General features: G+C 64.9%; 13 protein-coding genes. 7 read left to right on the top strand and 6 right to left on the bottom strand.

The window, feature by feature from the left end:
* The first annotated feature begins 230 nt into the window (after positions 1–230).
* Positions 231–1583: an OmpP1/FadL family transporter gene (locus HSDC_RS09570; RefSeq protein ID WP_064699695.1), complete on the top strand. Its 1353-nt coding sequence runs from the start codon at positions 231–233 to the stop codon at positions 1581–1583.
* A gap of 132 nt (positions 1584–1715) precedes the next feature.
* On the opposite strand, the gene HSDC_RS09565 is transcribed toward HSDC_RS09570, so the two are convergent.
* The 6 genes from HSDC_RS09565 to HSDC_RS09540 form a co-directional block, all read right to left on the bottom strand.
* A complete protein-coding gene (locus tag HSDC_RS09565) occupies positions 1716–2840 on the bottom strand; it encodes a porin (RefSeq protein WP_064699694.1) in 1125 nt (374 codons plus the stop codon).
* A 258-nt stretch (positions 2841–3098) separates the two neighbouring features.
* Positions 3099–4697 carry an ABC transporter ATP-binding protein gene (locus HSDC_RS09560; RefSeq protein ID WP_064699693.1) on the bottom strand — a complete coding sequence of 533 codons (1599 nt, stop codon included), beginning with the start codon at positions 4695–4697 and terminating at the stop codon, positions 3099–3101.
* Between the two features lie 176 nt (positions 4698–4873).
* On the bottom strand, positions 4874–5800 hold the full coding sequence (locus HSDC_RS09555) for an ABC transporter permease (protein ID WP_064699692.1): 927 nt from the start codon (positions 5798–5800) through the stop codon (positions 4874–4876).
* Between the two features lie 19 nt (positions 5801–5819).
* Positions 5820–6746: an oligopeptide ABC transporter permease OppB gene (gene oppB, locus HSDC_RS09550; RefSeq protein ID WP_013333603.1), complete on the bottom strand. Its 927-nt coding sequence runs from the start codon at positions 6744–6746 to the stop codon at positions 5820–5822.
* Positions 6747–6800: 54 nt separating this feature from the next.
* Positions 6801–8384, bottom strand: a complete 1584-nt coding sequence (locus HSDC_RS09545) for a peptide ABC transporter substrate-binding protein (protein ID WP_064699691.1) — start codon at positions 8382–8384, stop codon at positions 6801–6803.
* A 223-nt stretch (positions 8385–8607) separates the two neighbouring features.
* Positions 8608–10191, bottom strand: a complete 1584-nt coding sequence (locus tag HSDC_RS09540; protein ID WP_064699690.1) for a peptide ABC transporter substrate-binding protein — start codon at positions 10189–10191, stop codon at positions 8608–8610.
* A gap of 266 nt (positions 10192–10457) precedes the next feature.
* On the opposite strand from HSDC_RS09540, the gene prfB reads away from it, so the two are divergent.
* The 6 genes from prfB (at position 10458) to HSDC_RS09510 (ending at position 16897) form a co-directional block, all read left to right on the top strand.
* Positions 10458–11556, top strand: a protein-coding gene (gene prfB, locus HSDC_RS09535) for a peptide chain release factor 2 (RefSeq protein ID WP_122983291.1) whose coding sequence is annotated in 2 segments (ribosomal slippage) — positions 10458–10532 and positions 10534–11556 — 1098 coding nt in all. Because the reading frame shifts where the segments join, the coding sequence is not laid out codon by codon here.
* A gap of 159 nt (positions 11557–11715) precedes the next feature.
* The gene (gene lysS / locus HSDC_RS09530) at positions 11716–13251 is read left to right on the top strand and encodes a lysine--tRNA ligase (protein WP_064699688.1); all 1536 of its coding nucleotides are present in this window, start codon (positions 11716–11718) and stop codon (positions 13249–13251) included.
* Positions 13252–13482: 231 nt separating this feature from the next.
* Positions 13483–13869: a hypothetical protein gene (locus tag HSDC_RS09525; protein WP_064699687.1), complete on the top strand. Its 387-nt coding sequence runs from the start codon at positions 13483–13485 to the stop codon at positions 13867–13869.
* A 460-nt stretch (positions 13870–14329) separates the two neighbouring features.
* Complete coding sequence (locus HSDC_RS09520) at positions 14330–15742, top strand: MFS transporter (protein WP_064699686.1); 1413 nt, start codon at positions 14330–14332, stop codon at positions 15740–15742.
* A gap of 28 nt (positions 15743–15770) precedes the next feature.
* Entirely contained in the window at positions 15771–16082 is a 312-nt protein-coding gene (locus HSDC_RS09515; protein WP_064699685.1) for a BolA family protein, read from the top strand.
* Positions 16079–16897, top strand: coding sequence for a hypothetical protein (locus HSDC_RS09510; protein ID WP_064699684.1), 819 nt, complete (start codon positions 16079–16081; stop codon positions 16895–16897). Before HSDC_RS09515 ends, HSDC_RS09510 begins: the two co-directional genes overlap by 4 nt.
* Positions 16898–16900 lie beyond the last annotated feature (3 nt).

Genomic DNA, 16900 nt, shown 5'->3' with positions numbered 1-16900 from the left:
ATGGGTCAAGGTGGCGTGATGAGTCGATATCGCCAGCTCCGGAACGTTTGCGTAACCGGTTGAAAAGGCAAGAGGTCAAATGGGCGTATGACTAAAGTATGAGCGTATTTCGAGTTAAAACGAACGTTTGCACTTGATTGCCGGGAGGAATTTCGCAAACACTGAAGCCACGTGACCGCCCCGCGGCTAGCGAGATAACAATCACCCATCACGACTAGGGATGTCTGCTCATGCAAAACCAGCTCAACAAGCTCACCGTCGCCGTGACCTTGGCGTCCGCCGTCCTGGCGTCCAGTCAGGCTGCTGCTTCGGGCTTCCAGGTTCGTGAACAGAGCGCCAAGGCGCTGGGCAACGCCATGGCCGGGGCGGCAGCCGGTGCCGAGGATGTCAGTTACATGACCTTCAACCCGGCGGCCATCGGCAACGTGGAGGGAACCCAGGTGGCCGGCGGCATTTCCTACATCGACGCCAACTTCGAGTTGACGGATGCGTCGGCGAGTCCCGCCGGACTACCAGTGAGCTATGACCGTGGTGGCTCTCGCGAAGGGGGCGAAGAGGCCTGGGTACCGAGCTTCGCCTTCAAGACGCGGCTCGATGACCGGTTCGATCTCGGTCTGGCGGTGTCGGCACCGTACGGGCTCTCGACGGAATACGACAAGGACTGGATCGGCCGCTATCACGCCATCGAGACCGATCTCACGACTATCGATATCCAGCCGACGCTGAATTATCGCGCCACGGACCGTCTCAATCTCGCCGTGGGGCTGCGGGCCCAGTATGCCGATGCGACGCTGTCCAATGCGATTGACCTCGGTGGGGTCGGGGCGAGTGCTGGCCTGTTGCCACCTTCTGCGATCGGCAATGCTGACGGCAAGGCCGAGGTGACCGGCGACGACTGGGGCTACGGCTACACTCTGGGGGCGCTGTTCCAGGCGACCGACCGCACCCGGCTGGGGATCAGCTACCGCTCCGAGGTGGACCTGACGCTGGACGGCGATGTCAATTACAGCGCCGACAATGCCACCGGCCGGCAGGTCCTGGCGGGAGCCCAGGCCATGGGGCAGTTGCAGGACGGTGGCGGCTCGGCGGATCTGACCACGCCGGCCAACCTCAACCTCGGTGTCTACCACCAGTTGACCGACCGTCTCGCCCTGATGGCCAATGCCGAGTGGACCGAGTGGAGCAGCTTCGATGAGCTCACCGTCGAGTTCGACAGTGGCGGCCAGAGCACCACGACCGAGAACTGGGACGATACCTGGGCCTTCTCGGTAGGCGCCAACTACCAGCTCAATCGGGAATGGATGCTGCGTGCCGGCCTGGGGGTCGACGAGTCACCGGTGCCGGACAGTGAGCACCGTACGCCGCGCGTACCGGATGCCGACCGTCAGTGGGCGACGCTCGGTGCGACCTGGATGCCGACGCCCGACCTGGGGGTAACGGCCGGCTACATGCGAGTGTTCGGTGATGATGGCGACATCGACCAGTCCGGAGCCAAGGCCGAGAACGCCAGTCGTGGCGACCTTTCCGGGACCTATGAAGTCGACGCCAACGTCTTCGCGCTCTCGGTGGATTATCGCTTCTGACGCCAGGATGGCGCGATCTTCGCGCTGCGTGGCAACGACGGGACCCGGCCTTGGCCGGGTCCCGTCGTTTCGCTCCCGACAACGTTCGAGAGCAGGCCGGGCACGCGCCCGGCCTGGGAGACGGCTTGATGCTCAGAAGTTGTAGCGCACCAGCAGGTTCGTCTCGTCATTGTCGATGTCGCTCGCGCCGTCGGCGTCGACGGAGTCGTCGAACTTGCGCTCCAGGGCGATGATCAGGTTCTCATCGAAGGTCAGCCAGGCCGCGCCGGCCAGGTAGAAGGCGCTGCGTGCCTCGGAGGCGCTGTCCTCCAGGCGATTGAACCCGGTATAGAGCTGCACCTTGCCGGGTACCTGGCCCTTGAGGTTGTACAGTGCCACCCCCTCGACGCCACGGGCTTCATCGACGATGCCGTCAGTGGTGTCGACGCCGCTGAAGTTGCCCTCGCGAATCAGGTTGTCGTAGCGACCGCCGGTCAGCGCAAAGTACCAGTTGCCCGGTGTCCAGCGTGCAGCGAGCAGGCCGGCATCGACATTCTGCTGGCGCTTGCCGCCGCCGGCGGTCTTGCCGTCGATGGCGCTGTGCGTGTAGGTCGCGCCCAGCGACAGATCCTCGGTCGGCTGCCAGACCACGGCCCCTTGGGCGGTATAGTCGCGCTCTAAACCGGTCAGGTTGCCGGTATAGCCGGCCCCGGTCGGCACATCGTCGCGGGAGGTCTGGTAGAGCACCCCGAGGCTCCAGTCGCCCCAGGTATTCTTGTAGGACACCGCATTGTCGGGTCGGCCATTGCCTTCGAAGCCGCCGTCGCCGAAGGCGCCGTTGAAGCTTCCCTGGGCGGTGGCGCCGTTGTACCAGAACCAGTCGGTCCAGTAGGCGACCATGTCGTACCACAGCGAATACTGCTTGCCGATCAGCAGCGTGCCGTAGTCGTCGTGGCGGACGCCGGCATAGAGCATGCGCTTGTAATGGCCGTCATCGCCGTGCTCGAAGAAAGGATCGAAGCCCCATTCGGCGCGTGCCACGGATGACCAGCCGTGTTCGAACTCATGCTCGTGGATGAGACGAATCCGCGAGCCGGCGTTGGTCGGATCGTGGTCATCGTCGATGTGGTCGACGAAGCTGCTGCCGGCCGCGATACGACCGCTGATGGTGAGCTTGTCCTGGTCGGTCTCGTAGGCCGTGAAGGCCAGTGCCTGCTGGGTGGTGAGGCTGGCGCCGATGGCGACGACCAGCCCGGTCAGCTTGTAGTGATGGAACATGCCAAACCTTTTGGGTTGTTGTGTTTCTTGTGAATCCGCGGATGGCGGAGCGGCTCGCTGGCGGTCGGATCGACCGGCATCGAGCGAAAGACTGCAGTGTGCGTCACGGGGGAACGCCAGTCGTGATCATGCGGTGCTGCATGAGCGGTCTCCTTTTCGGGTGAATGAAGGGCAGAGCCCTGTCGTATGGCCGCAGCCGCCCTGGCGGACGCCAAGGGGCGTCCGCGGCCGGAGAGAAGCAGTGGTGTCCGTCGCCCGTCAGGCGGCGTCGTCGACGAAGGCCGCCCGCATCAGTTCCCGGGTATAGGCGTCGCGCGGGTTGGCGAAGATGTCCTCGGTCGGCCCCTGTTCGACGACCTGACCCGATTTCATCACCATCACGGTGTCGGCCAGGGCGCGCACCACGGCGAGGTCGTGGCTGATGAACAGATAGGTCAGGCCGTATTTCGCCTGGAGGTTGCGCAACAGCTCGATCACCGTGACTTGCACGGAACGATCGAGTGCCGAGGTGGGTTCATCGAGCAGCAGGAATTCGGGCTTGAGCACCAGGGCGCGAGCGATGGCGATGCGCTGTCGCTGGCCCCCGGAGAACTCGTGGGGATAGCGCTGGCGCATGGCCGGGTCGAGGGCGACTTCCTCGAGGGCCTCGATGACCCGGCGCTCGCGTTGGCGCCGATCGAGTTCCGGGTGATGGACGCGCAGCCCTTCGCTGATGACCTCGCCGACGGTCAGGCGCGGCGAGAGCGAGCCGAAGGGGTCCTGGAAGACGACCTGCAGGCGCGAACGCAGCGGGCGCATGCCGGTGCCATCCAGGGCGGAAAGGTCGCTGTCGTCGAAGCGGATGTTGCCGCTGCTCTTGAGCAGGCGTAGCAGGGCGCGGCCGAGCGTCGACTTGCCGGAGCCGGATTCGCCGACCACCCCGACGGTCTGGCCACGCCGGATGGTCAGGTCGATGCCGCGCACCGCCTCGAAGTACGAACTGGGGCGGAACAGACGCTTCTTGAGGGCGAAGCGCACCCGCAGATCTCGCGCTTCCAGCAGGACCGGTGCGCTGGCCTCGACCGAAGACTTGCCGCCGCGCGGTTCGGCGTCGATCAGCATGCGGGTGTAGTCATGGCGAGGGTTGGCGAAGACCTCGGCGGTGCTGCCGCGTTCGACCATCTCGCCACGGCGCATCACGCAGACCCGGTCGGCGAAATGCCGCACGATGCCCAGGTCATGCGTGATGAACAGGATCGCCATGCCATAGCGGGCCTGTAATGACTTGAGCAGCTGCAGGATCTGCGCCTGGACCGTGACATCCAGGGCCGTGGTGGGTTCGTCGGCGATCAACAGTTCCGGCTCGCAGGCCAGTGCCATGGCGATCATCACCCGCTGGCGCTGGCCGCCGGACAGTTCGTGCGGGTAGCTGTCGATGCGCCGCTCGGGCTCGGGAATGCCGACCTGTTCCAGCAGCTCGATGGCCCGGGTGCGGGCTGCTCGACCCTTGGCCTTGTTGTGACGGGTCAAGACCTCGATGATCTGGGCACCGATGCGGTGCAGCGGATTGAGCGAGGTCATCGGCTCCTGGAAGATCATCGAGATGGCATTGCCGCGGATGCGCCGCATGCGACGCGGGGTGGCGGCCAGCAGATCCTCGCCATGGAAACGGATCGCGCCACGGGTCCGGGCCAGGTCGGGCAGCAGGCGCATGGTGGCGGTGGAGGAGACCGACTTGCCGGAGCCGGATTCGCCGACCAGGGCGACCGTTTCGCCGGCACGGATGTCGAAGCTCACTCCCTTGACCGCGGCGACGGTACCATCGGGGAGTTGGAAGTCGACGCTCAGGTTGTCGATCTCGAGCAGTGGGGTTGTCATCTTTCACTCCTGGTATCGCTCATGTGCGTGACATGGGAGTGCCGATTTATGTTGCGAGCGAAGAGAGGTTGGTTGCCGCCGGCGCGCAGCAACCGGAGTTGACAGTGTGCTCAATGAGGATTGTGAGCACCGCCGGTGACCAAGATCTCGAGCGCAGTAATAAATCGGTGCTTCCATCAGCGGGTCTTGGGGTCCAGGGCGTCGCGCAATCCATCGCCCAGGAAGTTGAGACAGAACAGCGTCGCCGCCAGGAACACCGAGGGCACCAGCAGCATCCAGGGAGCGCTCTGCATCATGTCGGTGCCTTCGGAGATCAGCACGCCCCAGCTGGTCAGCGGTTCCTGCACGCCGAGGCCGAGAAACGACAGGAAACTCTCGAGCAGGATGACCTTGGGCACGGTCAGGGTGACGTAGACAATCACCGGGCCGATGGCGTTGGGAATCAGGTGGCGAGTGACGATCCGGGAGTCGCGCACGCCCAGGGCGTGGGCCGCCTCGACGAACTCGCGCTGCTTGAGCGCCAGGGTCTGGCCGCGCACGATGCGAGCCATGTCCAGCCATTCCACGGCGCCGATGGCGGCGTAGATCAGCAGGATGTTACGGCCGAACACCACCATCAGCAGGATCACCAGGAACATGAAGGGCAGCGAGTACATGATGTCGACGAAGCGCATCATCACGTTGTCCACCCGGCCGCCGAGATAGCCGGAGATGGCGCCGTACAGCACGCCGATCACCAGGCTGACGAGACTGGCCACCAAGGCCACCGAGAGCGATACCCGGCCGCCGTACAGGGTGCGGGTGAGCAGGTCGCGGCCATTGGCGTCGGTGCCGAGGAAGTGTCCGCCCTCCAGGCTCGGCGGAGCATTGAAGGCGTTCCAGTCGACCTCCGCCAGCCCCCAGGGCAGGACATAAGGACCGAACAGGCAGATCAAGGTGATCACGATCAGCATCACCAGGCTGACCATGGCCGCACGGTTCTGCTTGAGGCGCCGCCAGGCATCGCGCGTCAGGCTTTCGCCGGCAGCCGGCGCTGCATCCGGTCGGAGGTCATCGACCGCGACATGGCGGTCGCCGTCGTGGGTAAGGGGTTCTGTGGTCATGGCTATCCGCTCCCTGCGGTCAGTCGTCATGGCGGATCTGCGGATCCAGCGCGGAATAGATCAGGTCGACGAGCAGGTTCATCAGCACGATCAGCGCGCCGTAGAACACGACCGTGCCCATCACCAGGGTGTAATCGCGGTTGAGCGCGCCCTGCACGAAGTAGCGACCGATGCCGGGGATGCCGAAGATCTGCTCGATGACCACCGAGCCGGTGATGATCCCGGCGACGGCTGGGCCAAGATAGGAGGTCACCGGCAGCAATGCCGGGCGCAGTGCGTGACGCCAGATGACCTGGGACTCGGCCAGCCCCTTGGCCCGCGCGGTGCGGATGTAGTGGCTGCCCAGCACCTCGATCATGCTGGCGCGCATCATCCGCGCGATGTAGGCGATCTGCTGGATCGACAGAGCGATGACCGGCAGCACCAGGTTGGGCAGGGCACCGCCGTTCCAGCCGCCGGCCGGCAGCCAGGCCAGCAGCACGCCGAACACCAGCGCCAGGATCGGGGCGATGACGAAGTTGGGGATCGCGATACCGGCCAGCGCCGTGCCCATCACCAGGTAGTCGATGGTCGAGTTGCGCTTGAGCGCGGCGATCACGCCCAGCGGCAGGCCGAGCAGCAGGGCCAGCAGGATCGCCAGCCCGCCGATCTCCAGGCTGACCGGGAAGCCCTGCATGATCAGCTCGGTGACCGAGAAGTCCTTGTACTTGAAGGAGGGGCCGAAGTCGCCCTGCAGCAGGTTGCCCATGTAGCGCAGGTACTGCATCGGCAGGGGCTCGTCCAGATGATAGGCAGCCATCAGGTTGGCCTCGATCTCCGGCGGCAAGGCGCGCTCGCCGTCGAAGGGGCCGCCGGGGGCGATGCGCATCAGAAAGAACGAGATGGTGATCACGATCAGCATCGTGGGAATGGCCTGCAGCAGCCGTTTCAGCGTATAGCTCAGCATGACGGCCTCCGGGGCATGGAACGAGGTTGTGGGGCGGTAGGGAACATCACGGGGCTAGTCCTCGAGCTGGATGTAGCGCAGTGGGTGAACGTCGATGGCGGTGGTCTGCCAGCCCTTGACCTCAGGGGCGACCAGGTGAGCGCTGACATAGTCGTAGAGCGGCAGCAGGGCATGGTCGTCGAGCAGCATCTGTTCGGCCCGGGTCATCAGTTCGGCGCGGCGTTCGGTGTCCAGCTCCCGGGTGCTGCGCTCGACCAGGGCGTCGTAGTCCTCGTTGCGATAGCCAGTGCTGCGCTGGGCGGAGCCGCCCTCGGCATAGGCGTTGAGGAAGTCGTAGGGGTCGTTGATGGTGGCGACCATGCCGTAGCGGGCGATCTCGAAGTTGCCCTCGTTGACCGTCGCGTAGTGCACGGCCGCCTCGGCGTTGATCAGCTCTACCTCGACGCCTAGCGGCTTCCACATGGCGGCCACGGCCACGGCGATCTTCTTGTGGTCCTCGAGGGTGTTGTAGCGCAGCGTCACGCGCAGGGGGTTGTCGGGGCCATAGCCGGCCTCGCGCATCAGTCGCTTGGCCCTGGCGAGCCGCTGTTCCATCGGCTGCTCGGCGAGTGCCAGCGAGCCGTGGGTGCCGCCTTCGGTGGCGCGTGGCACATACCAGTACGAGGCACGTTGCCCCATGCCGAGGATGCGGTCGGTGATCACCTCGCGCCGCACGGCAAGGCTGAGCGCCTCGCGCACGCGCTCGTCAGCCAATGGCTGGCCGTCACGCAGGTTGAACATGTAGAAGTATTCGGCGACCAGCGGCCCCACGCGGAGGGACTCGCCGAGATTGTCCTTCACCCAGTCGAAACGCGAGGCGGGCACGCCGGAGTAGGAGATATCCAGGTCGCCGGCACGAAAGCGGTTGAGGGCGGAGCCGATGTCGTCGATGGGGTAGAAGGTCACGCCGTCCAGCGAGACCGTGTCAGCGTCGTAGAAGTGAGGATTCCGCTCGAGATCGATGCGCGCCTGGGGGCGCCATTCCCGCAGGATGAAGGCACCGCTCGACACCATGGTGCCGGGATGGGTCCATTCATCCCCGGCCTGTTCGACGAGGTGGCGGGGCAGGGGGGCGGCCTCGCTCATGGCCAGGGCCTGCAGGAAGTAGGCGGTGGGTTCGTCGAGCTGGATGACCAGGGTGTGGTCGTCCGGTGCCGAGACGCCCAGCTCGCTCGGCTCGGCCTGACCGGTATTGATCGCCCGGGCGTTTTTGATCGGGTAATAGAGCTTGGCATTGTGGCTGGCGATGGCCGGTTTCAGCAGCCGCCGCAGGGCGAAGACGGCATCGTCGGCGGTGATCGGCGTGCCGTCGGACCACTCGGCCTGGCGTAGCTGGAAGGTATAGGTGGTGCCGTCGTCGCTGATAGTCCAGGACTCGGCGAGGCCGGGGACCAGGCTGCCATCGGCGGCGTAGGTCACCAGGCGCTCGAACAGCGCGCGGGTGATACGGGTCTCCCAGACACCGTTGGTCTTCTGGGGATCGAGGGTGCCGGGCTCGGCACCATTGCCGACCTGCAGGACGGCGGCAGGGGCGCTCTGCGTCGCGCCGGCCATCAAGGCAGCCAGCAGCGCCGCACGCGTGAAGCGGTGAGAGAACATGGAAGCATTCCTTCGCCAGAGAACATCGATGGTATGGCGCGCTCGACCGGGGAGCGCACCGTTCAGGAAACACTGCTTAAATGCCTACACGTGCAAATCGCTGCGTTGCATGGTGCTCGAAAGCTCGCCTAACTAATTGTTATGTCTCGCTTTCTGTGCTCCGTGCGCCTTGCGCTTCACGACGCTCGGCGATTTATGCAGCGTTTCCTCGACAGCCTGAGGATCACTGATCGAACGAGATCCAGCGTGAAGGGTGATCGTCCTCGACGTTGTCTTCCCAGCCGCTGATGGCCGGATTGACCAGGTTGCGCGACACGTAATAGAGCAGCGGCAGGACCGCATAATCGTTCAGTGCCGTCTGTTCGGCTTGCTCGAGAAGGGCTTCGCGCTCGTCGGCATCCAGGGTGCGGGCAGCCTGGTCCGTCAGGTCGTCGAACTCGGCATTGGAGTAGGCACCGTAGTTGTTGCCGACGCCGCTGTGCAGCAGGCTGAGGAAGTTCTCGGCGTCGTTGTAGTCGGCGATCCAGCCGGCCCGGGCGATGTCAAAGTCACCCTCGGCGATGGTCTGGTAGTGCACCGTGGCTTCCGAGTTGATCATCTCGACTTCGACGCCCAGCGGGCGCCACATGGCGGCCAGGGCAACGGCGATCTTCTTGTGCTCGTCGTTGGTGTTGTAGCGCAGGCGCAGGTGAAGCGGGTTGTCGGGGCCGTAGCCGGCCTCCTCGAGAAGCTGCCGGGCGCGTGCCATGCGCTCGTCCATGCTGCCTTCCTGCGGTATCTGCTGGACGTCATAGTGGTGGACGCCCTCGGGCACGAAGGAACGCGAAGGCAGGAAGGTGCCACCCATGATCTGTTCGGAGAGCACCTTGCGGCGCACCACGAGGCTGAGCGCCTCGCGCACCTTCGGATCGGCGGTCGGGTGGCCCTCGCGGTGGTTGAAGACGTAGTAGTAGCTGCCCAGGTAGGGGGCCATGTGGGTAGCCTCGGGCAGTTCCTCCTGGAGCATGCCGTACATGCTGGAGGAATATTCGCGCATGATGTCCAGCTCGCCGGAGCGAAAGCGCGAGACGCCGGCGTTGCGATCCTCGATCGTGTAGTAGTTGACCCCGTCCAGGGCGATCTCGTCGGCGTCGTAGTACTCGGGGTTGCGGCTCACGCTGATGCGCGACTGCGAGACCCACTCCTCGGGGGTGAAGGCGCCGTTGGTGACGATGTTGTCGAGCTTGACCCAGTTCTTCCCGTATTCCTCGACGGCGTGCTTGGGCGCCGGGTAGGCGGTGTAGTGGGTCAGCAACTGGAGGAAGTAGGGCGTGGGCGAGGTGAGTTCGACCTGGAAGGTGCGGCCGTCGTCGAGGGAAGCCACGCCCAGGGCATCCAGGGGCTTCTTGCCGGTGTTGACCGCTTCGGCGTTGACGACCGGATAGAGCATGTAGGCGTATTTGGAGGCGTTCTTCGGGGCGAGCAGGTGTTGCCAGCCGAACACGAAGTCCTCGGCGGTGACCGGTTCGCCATCGGACCAGGCGGCGTCCTCGCGAATGTGGAAGGTATAGGTCTTGCCGTCGTCGGAGACCTCCCAGGAGGTTGCCATGCCGGGCAGCACCTCGCCGTCCGGAGCCTTCTTGACCAGGCCTTCGTAGACATCCATCAGAATCTGGGACTCCCAGATACCGCCGGAGACCTGGGAAGTATCGAAGGAAGCGAGTTCGCCGGTGACGCCCAGGTTGAGGGTCTGCGCCGCCACGGGCGATACCAACAAGGCTGAAGCGAGCGCGATGGCGCCCGCCAGAGGGGTACGAATCTGGGTCATGGACTTCTTCCCTGACGTTGTTGTTGTGGTCGGCACGCGGTATCGGTGCCGCTCTTCCTGACCTTCGAACGAGCGCGTCAATAAGTCCATGTGAAATTTCACATAGCGCGTTACGAATCTTGCATGGCCCCGGAGTGACGCCGTTCGTACGGTCGTTTGAGCGGGACGGGATGACGCTGTACGGGCATTTGGCTACAATGCCACTCTTTTCCCCGCCGCCAGGATTCGTCCTGGCGGACATTTCACTGCGGAATCAGGCGAACGCCATGCAGGAAGTCAATCCCATCAATCACCTCATCAAGGACCTGTCTGAGCGGACAGATGTCCTGAGGGGGTATCTTTGACTATGCCGAGAAGAAGGAACGGCTAGAGGAAGTCACCCGCGAACTCGAGGATCCGGACGTCTGGAATGATCCGGACCATGCCCAGAAACTGGGCAAGGAGCGGGCCACCCTGGAGATGGTGGTCAGCACCATCGACGCTCTGGAGCAGGGCCTGAATGACAGCCGTGATCTGCTCGAACTGGCCGAGATGGAAGAGGACGCGGATACCGTCGACGAGGTGAGCCGCGAGCTGGAAAACCTCCAGGCCAACCTCGAGAAGCTCGAGTTCCGGCGCATGTTCGCCGGCGAGATGGATCCCAACAACGCCTATCTGGACATCCAGGCGGGCTCGGGCGGCACCGAGGCCCAGGACTGGGCCAACATGCTGCTGCGCATGTACCTGCGCTGGGCCGAGCATCATGGCTTCAAGGCCGATCTCATCGAGCTGTCCGCAGGCGAGGTGGCGGGCATCAAGTCGGCCACGGTGCATATTCAGGGCGAATACGCCTTCGGTTGGCTGCGCACCGAAACCGGCGTGCATCGGCTGGTGCGCAAGAGTCCCTTCGACTCCGGTGGGCGACGGCACACCTCCTTCGCCTCGGTCTTTCTTTCGCCGGAAGTCGACGACAGCTTCGAGGTCGAGATCAATCCGTCGGATCTGCGTGTCGACACCTATCGCTCCAGTGGTGCCGGTGGCCAGCACGTCAACACCACCGACTCGGCGGTGCGGATCACCCACGAGCCGACCGGCATCGTGGTGGCCTGCCAGAGCCAGCGCAGCCAGCATGCCAACCGTGACTTCGCCATGAAACAGCTGCGGGCGAAGCTGTGGGAACACGAGATGGACAAGCGCAACGCCGCCAAGCAGGCCGCCGAGGACTCCAAGGCGGACATCGGCTGGGGCAGCCAGATTCGCTCCTATGTGCTGGACGACCAGCGCATCAAGGACCTGCGTACCGGCGTCCAGTCGAGCAGTTGCGAGAAGGTGTTGGACGGCGATCTGGACCAGTTCATCGAGGCGAGCCTCAAACAAGGCCTATAGCCTGCTGCGCTCGCCGATACGGCGTTGCCCCTCAGCGTGAGCGGCCTCTTGACGACTCGTCGACGCCGCTGAGCTGAGGGGCGCCTTGTCTCGGCGTCGCTTGCGCGGCTCTAGGTGAGATGTCTGTTATTCGACACCATGATTTCAACAGGTAGCGACATGGCTAACCAGGACCCTTCCCAGGACGAAAACCACCTGATCGCGGAGCGGCGCGGCAAACTGGCCGAGCGCCGGGAGCGCGCCGCCGCCGGTGGTGGCAGCGCCTTTCCCAATGATTTCCGCCGCGACAGCACCGCCGCCGAGCTACAGGCCGAACTGGGCGACAAGGACAAGGCCGAGCTCGAGTCGCTGGGGCGTCCGGCCGCCGTGGCCGGGCGCATCATGCGCAAGCGTGGCCCTTTCATCGTCATCCAGGACGCCTCCGGCCAGATTCAGCTCTACGTCGACAAGAAGGGGTTGCCTGCCGAGGTCCTCGATGACATCAAGGGCTGGGACATCGGCGACATCGTGGCCGGGCGCGGTCCTGTGCACAAGTCGGGCAAGGGCGATCTCTACGTGATGATGGAAGAGGCGCGCCTGCTGACCAAGAGCCTGAGGCCGCTGCCCGACAAGTTCCACGGCCTGACCGACATGGAAGCTCGCTATCGCCAGCGCTACGTCGACCTGATCATGAATCCCGACTCGCGGCGTGTCTTCGAGACGCGTGCCGGCGTGATCAGTGCCATGCGTCGCTTCTTCGAGAACCATGGTTTCATGGAGGTCGAGACGCCGATGCTGCAGCCGATTCCCGGCGGCGCGACGGCTCGTCCCTTCATCACCCACCATAATGCGCTGGACATCGATATGTACCTGCGCATCGCCCCTGAGCTCTATCTCAAGCGCCTGGTGGTGGGCGGTTTCGAGAAGGTCTTCGAGATCAACCGCAACTTCCGTAACGAGGGGCTGTCCACCCGCCACAATCCCGAGTTCACCATGGTCGAGTACTATCAGGCCTATGCCGACTACCGGGATCTCATGGACTTCACGGAGGCCATGCTGCGCACCGTGACCCAGGAAGTGCTGGGCGATACCACCGTGGTCAGCACCGTGCGCGACAGCGAGGGCGAGGTGCTCGAAACCTTCGAGTACGACTTCGGCAAGCCATTCGAGCGCCTCAGCGTGTTCGATGCCATCCTGGCCTACAACCCGGACATCACCGCCGAGGCGTTGGCCGACGAAGCCGCGGCACGGCAGATCGCCGAGCGCCTGGACATCGACGTCAAGGATGGCTGGGGACTCGGCAAGGTCCAGATCGAGATCTTCGAGAAGACCGTCGAGCATCGCCTGCAGCAGCCGACCTTCATCATCGACTATCCTACCGAGGTCAGCCCGCTGGCACGCCGCAAGGATACCGATCCCTTCGTCACAGAGCGCTTCGAGTTCTTCGTCGGCGGTCGCGAGCTGGCCAACGGCTTCTCCGAGCTCAACGACGCCGAGGACCAGGCCGAACGCTTCGCTGCCCAAGCCGCCGAGAAGGATGCCGGCGACCACGAGGCCATGTACTACGATGCTGATTATGTGCGTGCCCTGGAGTATGGCCTGCCGCCCACGGCGGGTGAGGGCATCGGCATCGACCGTCTGGTGATGCTGCTGACCGATAGCGCCTCGATCCGTGATGTGCTGTTGTTCCCGGCCATGCGGCCTTCTGGAGATTGAAGGCGTTGCGCGTCGGCCAGGCGGCGTTGCGCGGGGACTCGCTTTGCTCATGTACAAACTCGTACATTCCGCCAGCGAATCCCTGTGCGCCTAGCCTGGGCCTAGCTCGCCACCTTTCGCATGCCTTGGGGTGGCGGCTCATGGGCGAATCGGCAGATCGGTCGGGAAATGTTGGTAAGGGGCGCTCCTGGCGCCCATAATGGTCAGCGTTTCGACGTCGAGGAGACCGTGATGAAACTGCTCAACCGCTCCGCCCTGAGTGTCAGGCCGACCCAGTCTTTCGTCGACTGGATCAACGCCCTGGAGCCCACCGTGGGCGACGACGACCTGGCCCTGGAGGACGTCGAACGGGAAAGTACCGTCTACCTGATCCCGGAGATGGACACACCCGAAAACCTCCAAGCCTTCGTGCGCGAGCGCTATCTCGAGATCCTCGAGACCGAGCTGCGCGCCTGGGAAGAGGATGAACGTCAATGGCCCGAGACGCTCGACTGGTCGCTCTTCCAGCGTTTCCTGCGCATCGAGCACAGTTATCTGGCCATCGACCTCGACGACGAGGCGGCCCTGGAGGTTGCTGAGGTGGATGATTCGATGCTGCTGGAGACCGACCAAGACTGAGGAAACGCTGCTTAAATGCCTGCGCGTGCAAATCGCTTCGTTGCTCGGTGCTCGAAAGCTCGCCTAACTAATTGTTATGTCTCGCTTTCTGTGCTCCGGGCGCCTTGCGCTTCACTACGCTCGGCGATTTATCCAGCGTTTCCACGGTGCTGAATTCTTGACGAGAAGCGCCTGCTCTCACTGACTTTTCGTACAAGACCAGCGGGGCGCCGGGGGCAAGCCGGAGAGGAGGTCCGGCGCCAAGGGTGAGGAGCACTGCTCTGAACGGGCTGGCCATGGATGGCCAGCACCGGTCCTGCAAGCGGAGCAGGATGCGAGAGCGCCGCTGGGCGTCGGTAGCGTACAGGTAGGTATTTACAGCGCCTCCTCGCAGGCTTGTCCCCGGATCAGCCCCGGGTGGTTCATTTCCTGCGTTAGCCCTGTCCCCGCGCCGGTTTTTCCGTGGAATGGATCCTGGTTCATGAGTCGACTCTTCGCGACCCGAGAGGGTGATGATGGTCTGCCCGGCCCCGAGCGTCGTCTGGCCGTGTTGGCGCTGATCTTCGGTACCACCATGGCGGTGGTGGATGCCACCATGATCAATCTGGCGTTGCCTTCCATTGCCGCCGATCTCGAGGTAACGCCGGCCAGCGCCGTCTGGGTCACCAACATCTTCCAGGTGGCGTGTGCCGCCTTTCTGCTGGTCTTCTCCGGGCTGAGCGAGGTGATCGGGCGCCACCGCCTTTATGTCGCGGGGCTGGCGCTGTTCGCGGCGTCGGCGGCAGGCTGTGCCCTGTCGCGCGACCTGGACACCCTGCTGGTGTTTCGTGCCCTGCAGGGCTTGGGGGCCGCGGCGACCCTGTCGATCGGACCATCGCTGTACCGCACCATCTTTCCTTCCCGACTGCTGGGCAGCGCCCTGGGGCTGAGCTCCCTGGTGGTGGCCACGGGATATACCGCAGGGCCGGCCATCGGCGGTCTGGTGCTCTCCGTGGCCGACTGGCCTTGGTTGTTCGCCCTGCCGGTGCCGATCGGCGTCGTGGCCGTCGGGCTGGCCTGGCGAGCACTGCCTCGGGAGCCGGGGCGCCGCGGAGGCTTCGACGCGGTGGGGGCCGGCTGCTCGATTCTTGCGCTCGGTGCGCTCTTCCTGGCCATGGATGGCGTCGGGCATCAGACGCCTGTCTGGCAATCCCTGGGCTGGCTGGCGTTGAGCCTCGTGGCCGGCGGCTTGTTCCTGTGGCGTCAGCGGCGTGCGCTTCATCCCCTGTTGCCCTTGACGCTGTTCCGCCAGCGTCGTTTCAGTCTGGCGGTGTCGGCCTCTGGGCTGGCCTTCATCGGGCAGGGGCTGGCTTTCGTGGCCCTGTCGTTTCTCTATCAGCAGGACATGGGCTTCTCGCCCCTGGAAACGGCCTGGCTGTTCACGCCCTGGCCGTTGGCGATCATGGTGGCGGGGCCGCTGGCCGGGCGTCTCGCCGACAGGGTCAACCCCAGCCTGCTGTCCTGCCTGGGGTTGGTGGTACTGATCGTGGGGATGGTCGCGCTCGCCGGCCTGGAGGCCGAGGCCGGCGTGGCCGATTGCCTGTGGCGAACGGCGTTGTGCGGGCTCGGCTTCGGCATGTTTCAGCCGCCCAACAATCGCGAGTTGATGGCCAGTGTACCGGCCGAGCGCAGTGCCAATGCGTCTGGCGTGATGAGTACCACCCGTACCGTGGGGCAGGCCATGGGCGTTGCCCTGGTCGGCGCTTGCCTGTCGATCGGCGCGCCAGTCCAGATGGCGCTCTGGGGTGGCGCCGCAGCCGGGATGCTGGCATTGCTGGCGAGTCTCGGTCGGGTGTCCCGGGCAGGCGAGGCGGCGCGTATACGTCGTCGTGCCGCCAGCGAACGCGTACAATGAGGACGACATTCACCATCGGGGAGCCGACATGAGCACCCAGTCGACCATCGAGAAAAAGCTCCAGGCCCTCGAGCCCACCTTCCTGACGGTGGAGAACGAGAGCCACATGCACAATGTACCGCCGAACGCCGAGACTCACTTCAAGGTGACGCTGGTGTCGTCGCGCTTCGAGGGCATGATGCCAGTGAAGCGACACCAGCAGATCTACGCCTTGCTGGCCGATGAACTGGCCGGGCCGGTACATGCCCTGGCGCTGCACCCTTATACGCCTGAAGAATGGCAGTCGCGAGGAGAGGCGCGCCCTGATTCGCCGAACTGCCGGGGCGGCGGGGCCTCGTGACCACCGAGCCGCATCGGCTGCAATACCTCGAGGCCATGGGGCTGACGGCCTGGGTGGCGCGCTATCGCCTGCCCAACGCCTGTCCCACCGACGCCTGCGAGTGGGAGCCGGAGCCGGCCGCCGAAGGCGCTAGGGCGCCCGGCGAGCGCCTGCATGCGCTGTTGGAGGATGCGGCCGAGGCGCCGTCGACGGCCCCCTCGTCGAAGGAGCCGACCGCCTCCCGGCTCCCGCCGGGACAGGGCAAGGCGCGCGCCCTGCTGGGGGATCTGGTGCCGGAAGACGCCTCCGCTCCGGTCGAGATGCCCTCCGAACCGGCGCGCTCCTCGTCGGTCGAGCCGGCCGGCGAGGCACTGCGCTTCACCTGGCAGGTGGCTTGCCTGGACGGTCGCTGGCTGCTGGTGCTGCCGCGCGATGCCGGGCCAAGCGACGTGGAGTATCGTCTGCTCGGCAACTTGCTGCGGGCGGCGGGCGTGATACCCGCTCGACCGCTGGGCTTCGAGACCTTCCGCTGGCCTCCGCTCGAAGGGTTGGCGGTCGAGGCGCCTCTAGAAGAAGCACAGGAAGGGCTGCGAGCCTTCCTGAACGGCCGTCGACAGCGGGGCTGGGGGCCGGAGAGGCTTCTGGTATTCGGTGACGATGCTGTCCTGGGCGACCTGCTGGTGCTTGCCGATGGACGCAGCGGTTTGCTGGCGATGCCCGTATGGCAGGGCCCCGACCTGAGTGAGCTTGCCGGTAGCGCCGAGGCCAAGCGGGCGCTATGGCCCCGCGTGCAGGGCTGGCGGCGCGACTGGCGAGTCGGCGACGAAGCGAGCTGAGCC

The organism is Halomonas caseinilytica (genome assembly GCF_001662285.1).
Lineage (GTDB): Bacteria > Pseudomonadota > Gammaproteobacteria > Pseudomonadales > Halomonadaceae > Halomonas > Halomonas caseinilytica.
Note: the sequence above shows the minus strand (reverse complement) of the source record. Positions and strands in the feature narration are given on the sequence as shown.

Coding starts and splice junctions, on each gene's coding strand:
- lysS (WP_064699688.1), top strand. CDS start 11,716: ATGGCTAACCAGGACCCTTCCCAGGACGAAAACCACCTGATCGCGGAG.
- HSDC_RS09545 (WP_064699691.1), bottom strand. CDS start 8,384: ATGTTCTCTCACCGCTTCACGCGTGCGGCGCTGCTGGCTGCCTTGATG.
- HSDC_RS09540 (WP_064699690.1), bottom strand. CDS start 10,191: ATGACCCAGATTCGTACCCCTCTGGCGGGCGCCATCGCGCTCGCTTCA.
- HSDC_RS09520 (WP_064699686.1), top strand. CDS start 14,330: ATGAGTCGACTCTTCGCGACCCGAGAGGGTGATGATGGTCTGCCCGGC.
- HSDC_RS09555 (WP_064699692.1), bottom strand. CDS start 5,800: ATGACCACAGAACCCCTTACCCACGACGGCGACCGCCATGTCGCGGTC.
- oppB (WP_013333603.1), bottom strand. CDS start 6,746: ATGCTGAGCTATACGCTGAAACGGCTGCTGCAGGCCATTCCCACGATG.
- HSDC_RS09560 (WP_064699693.1), bottom strand. CDS start 4,697: ATGACAACCCCACTGCTCGAGATCGACAACCTGAGCGTCGACTTCCAA.
- HSDC_RS09565 (WP_064699694.1), bottom strand. CDS start 2,840: ATGTTCCATCACTACAAGCTGACCGGGCTGGTCGTCGCCATCGGCGCC.
- HSDC_RS09570 (WP_064699695.1), top strand. CDS start 231: ATGCAAAACCAGCTCAACAAGCTCACCGTCGCCGTGACCTTGGCGTCC.
- HSDC_RS09525 (WP_064699687.1), top strand. CDS start 13,483: ATGAAACTGCTCAACCGCTCCGCCCTGAGTGTCAGGCCGACCCAGTCT.
- HSDC_RS09515 (WP_064699685.1), top strand. CDS start 15,771: ATGAGCACCCAGTCGACCATCGAGAAAAAGCTCCAGGCCCTCGAGCCC.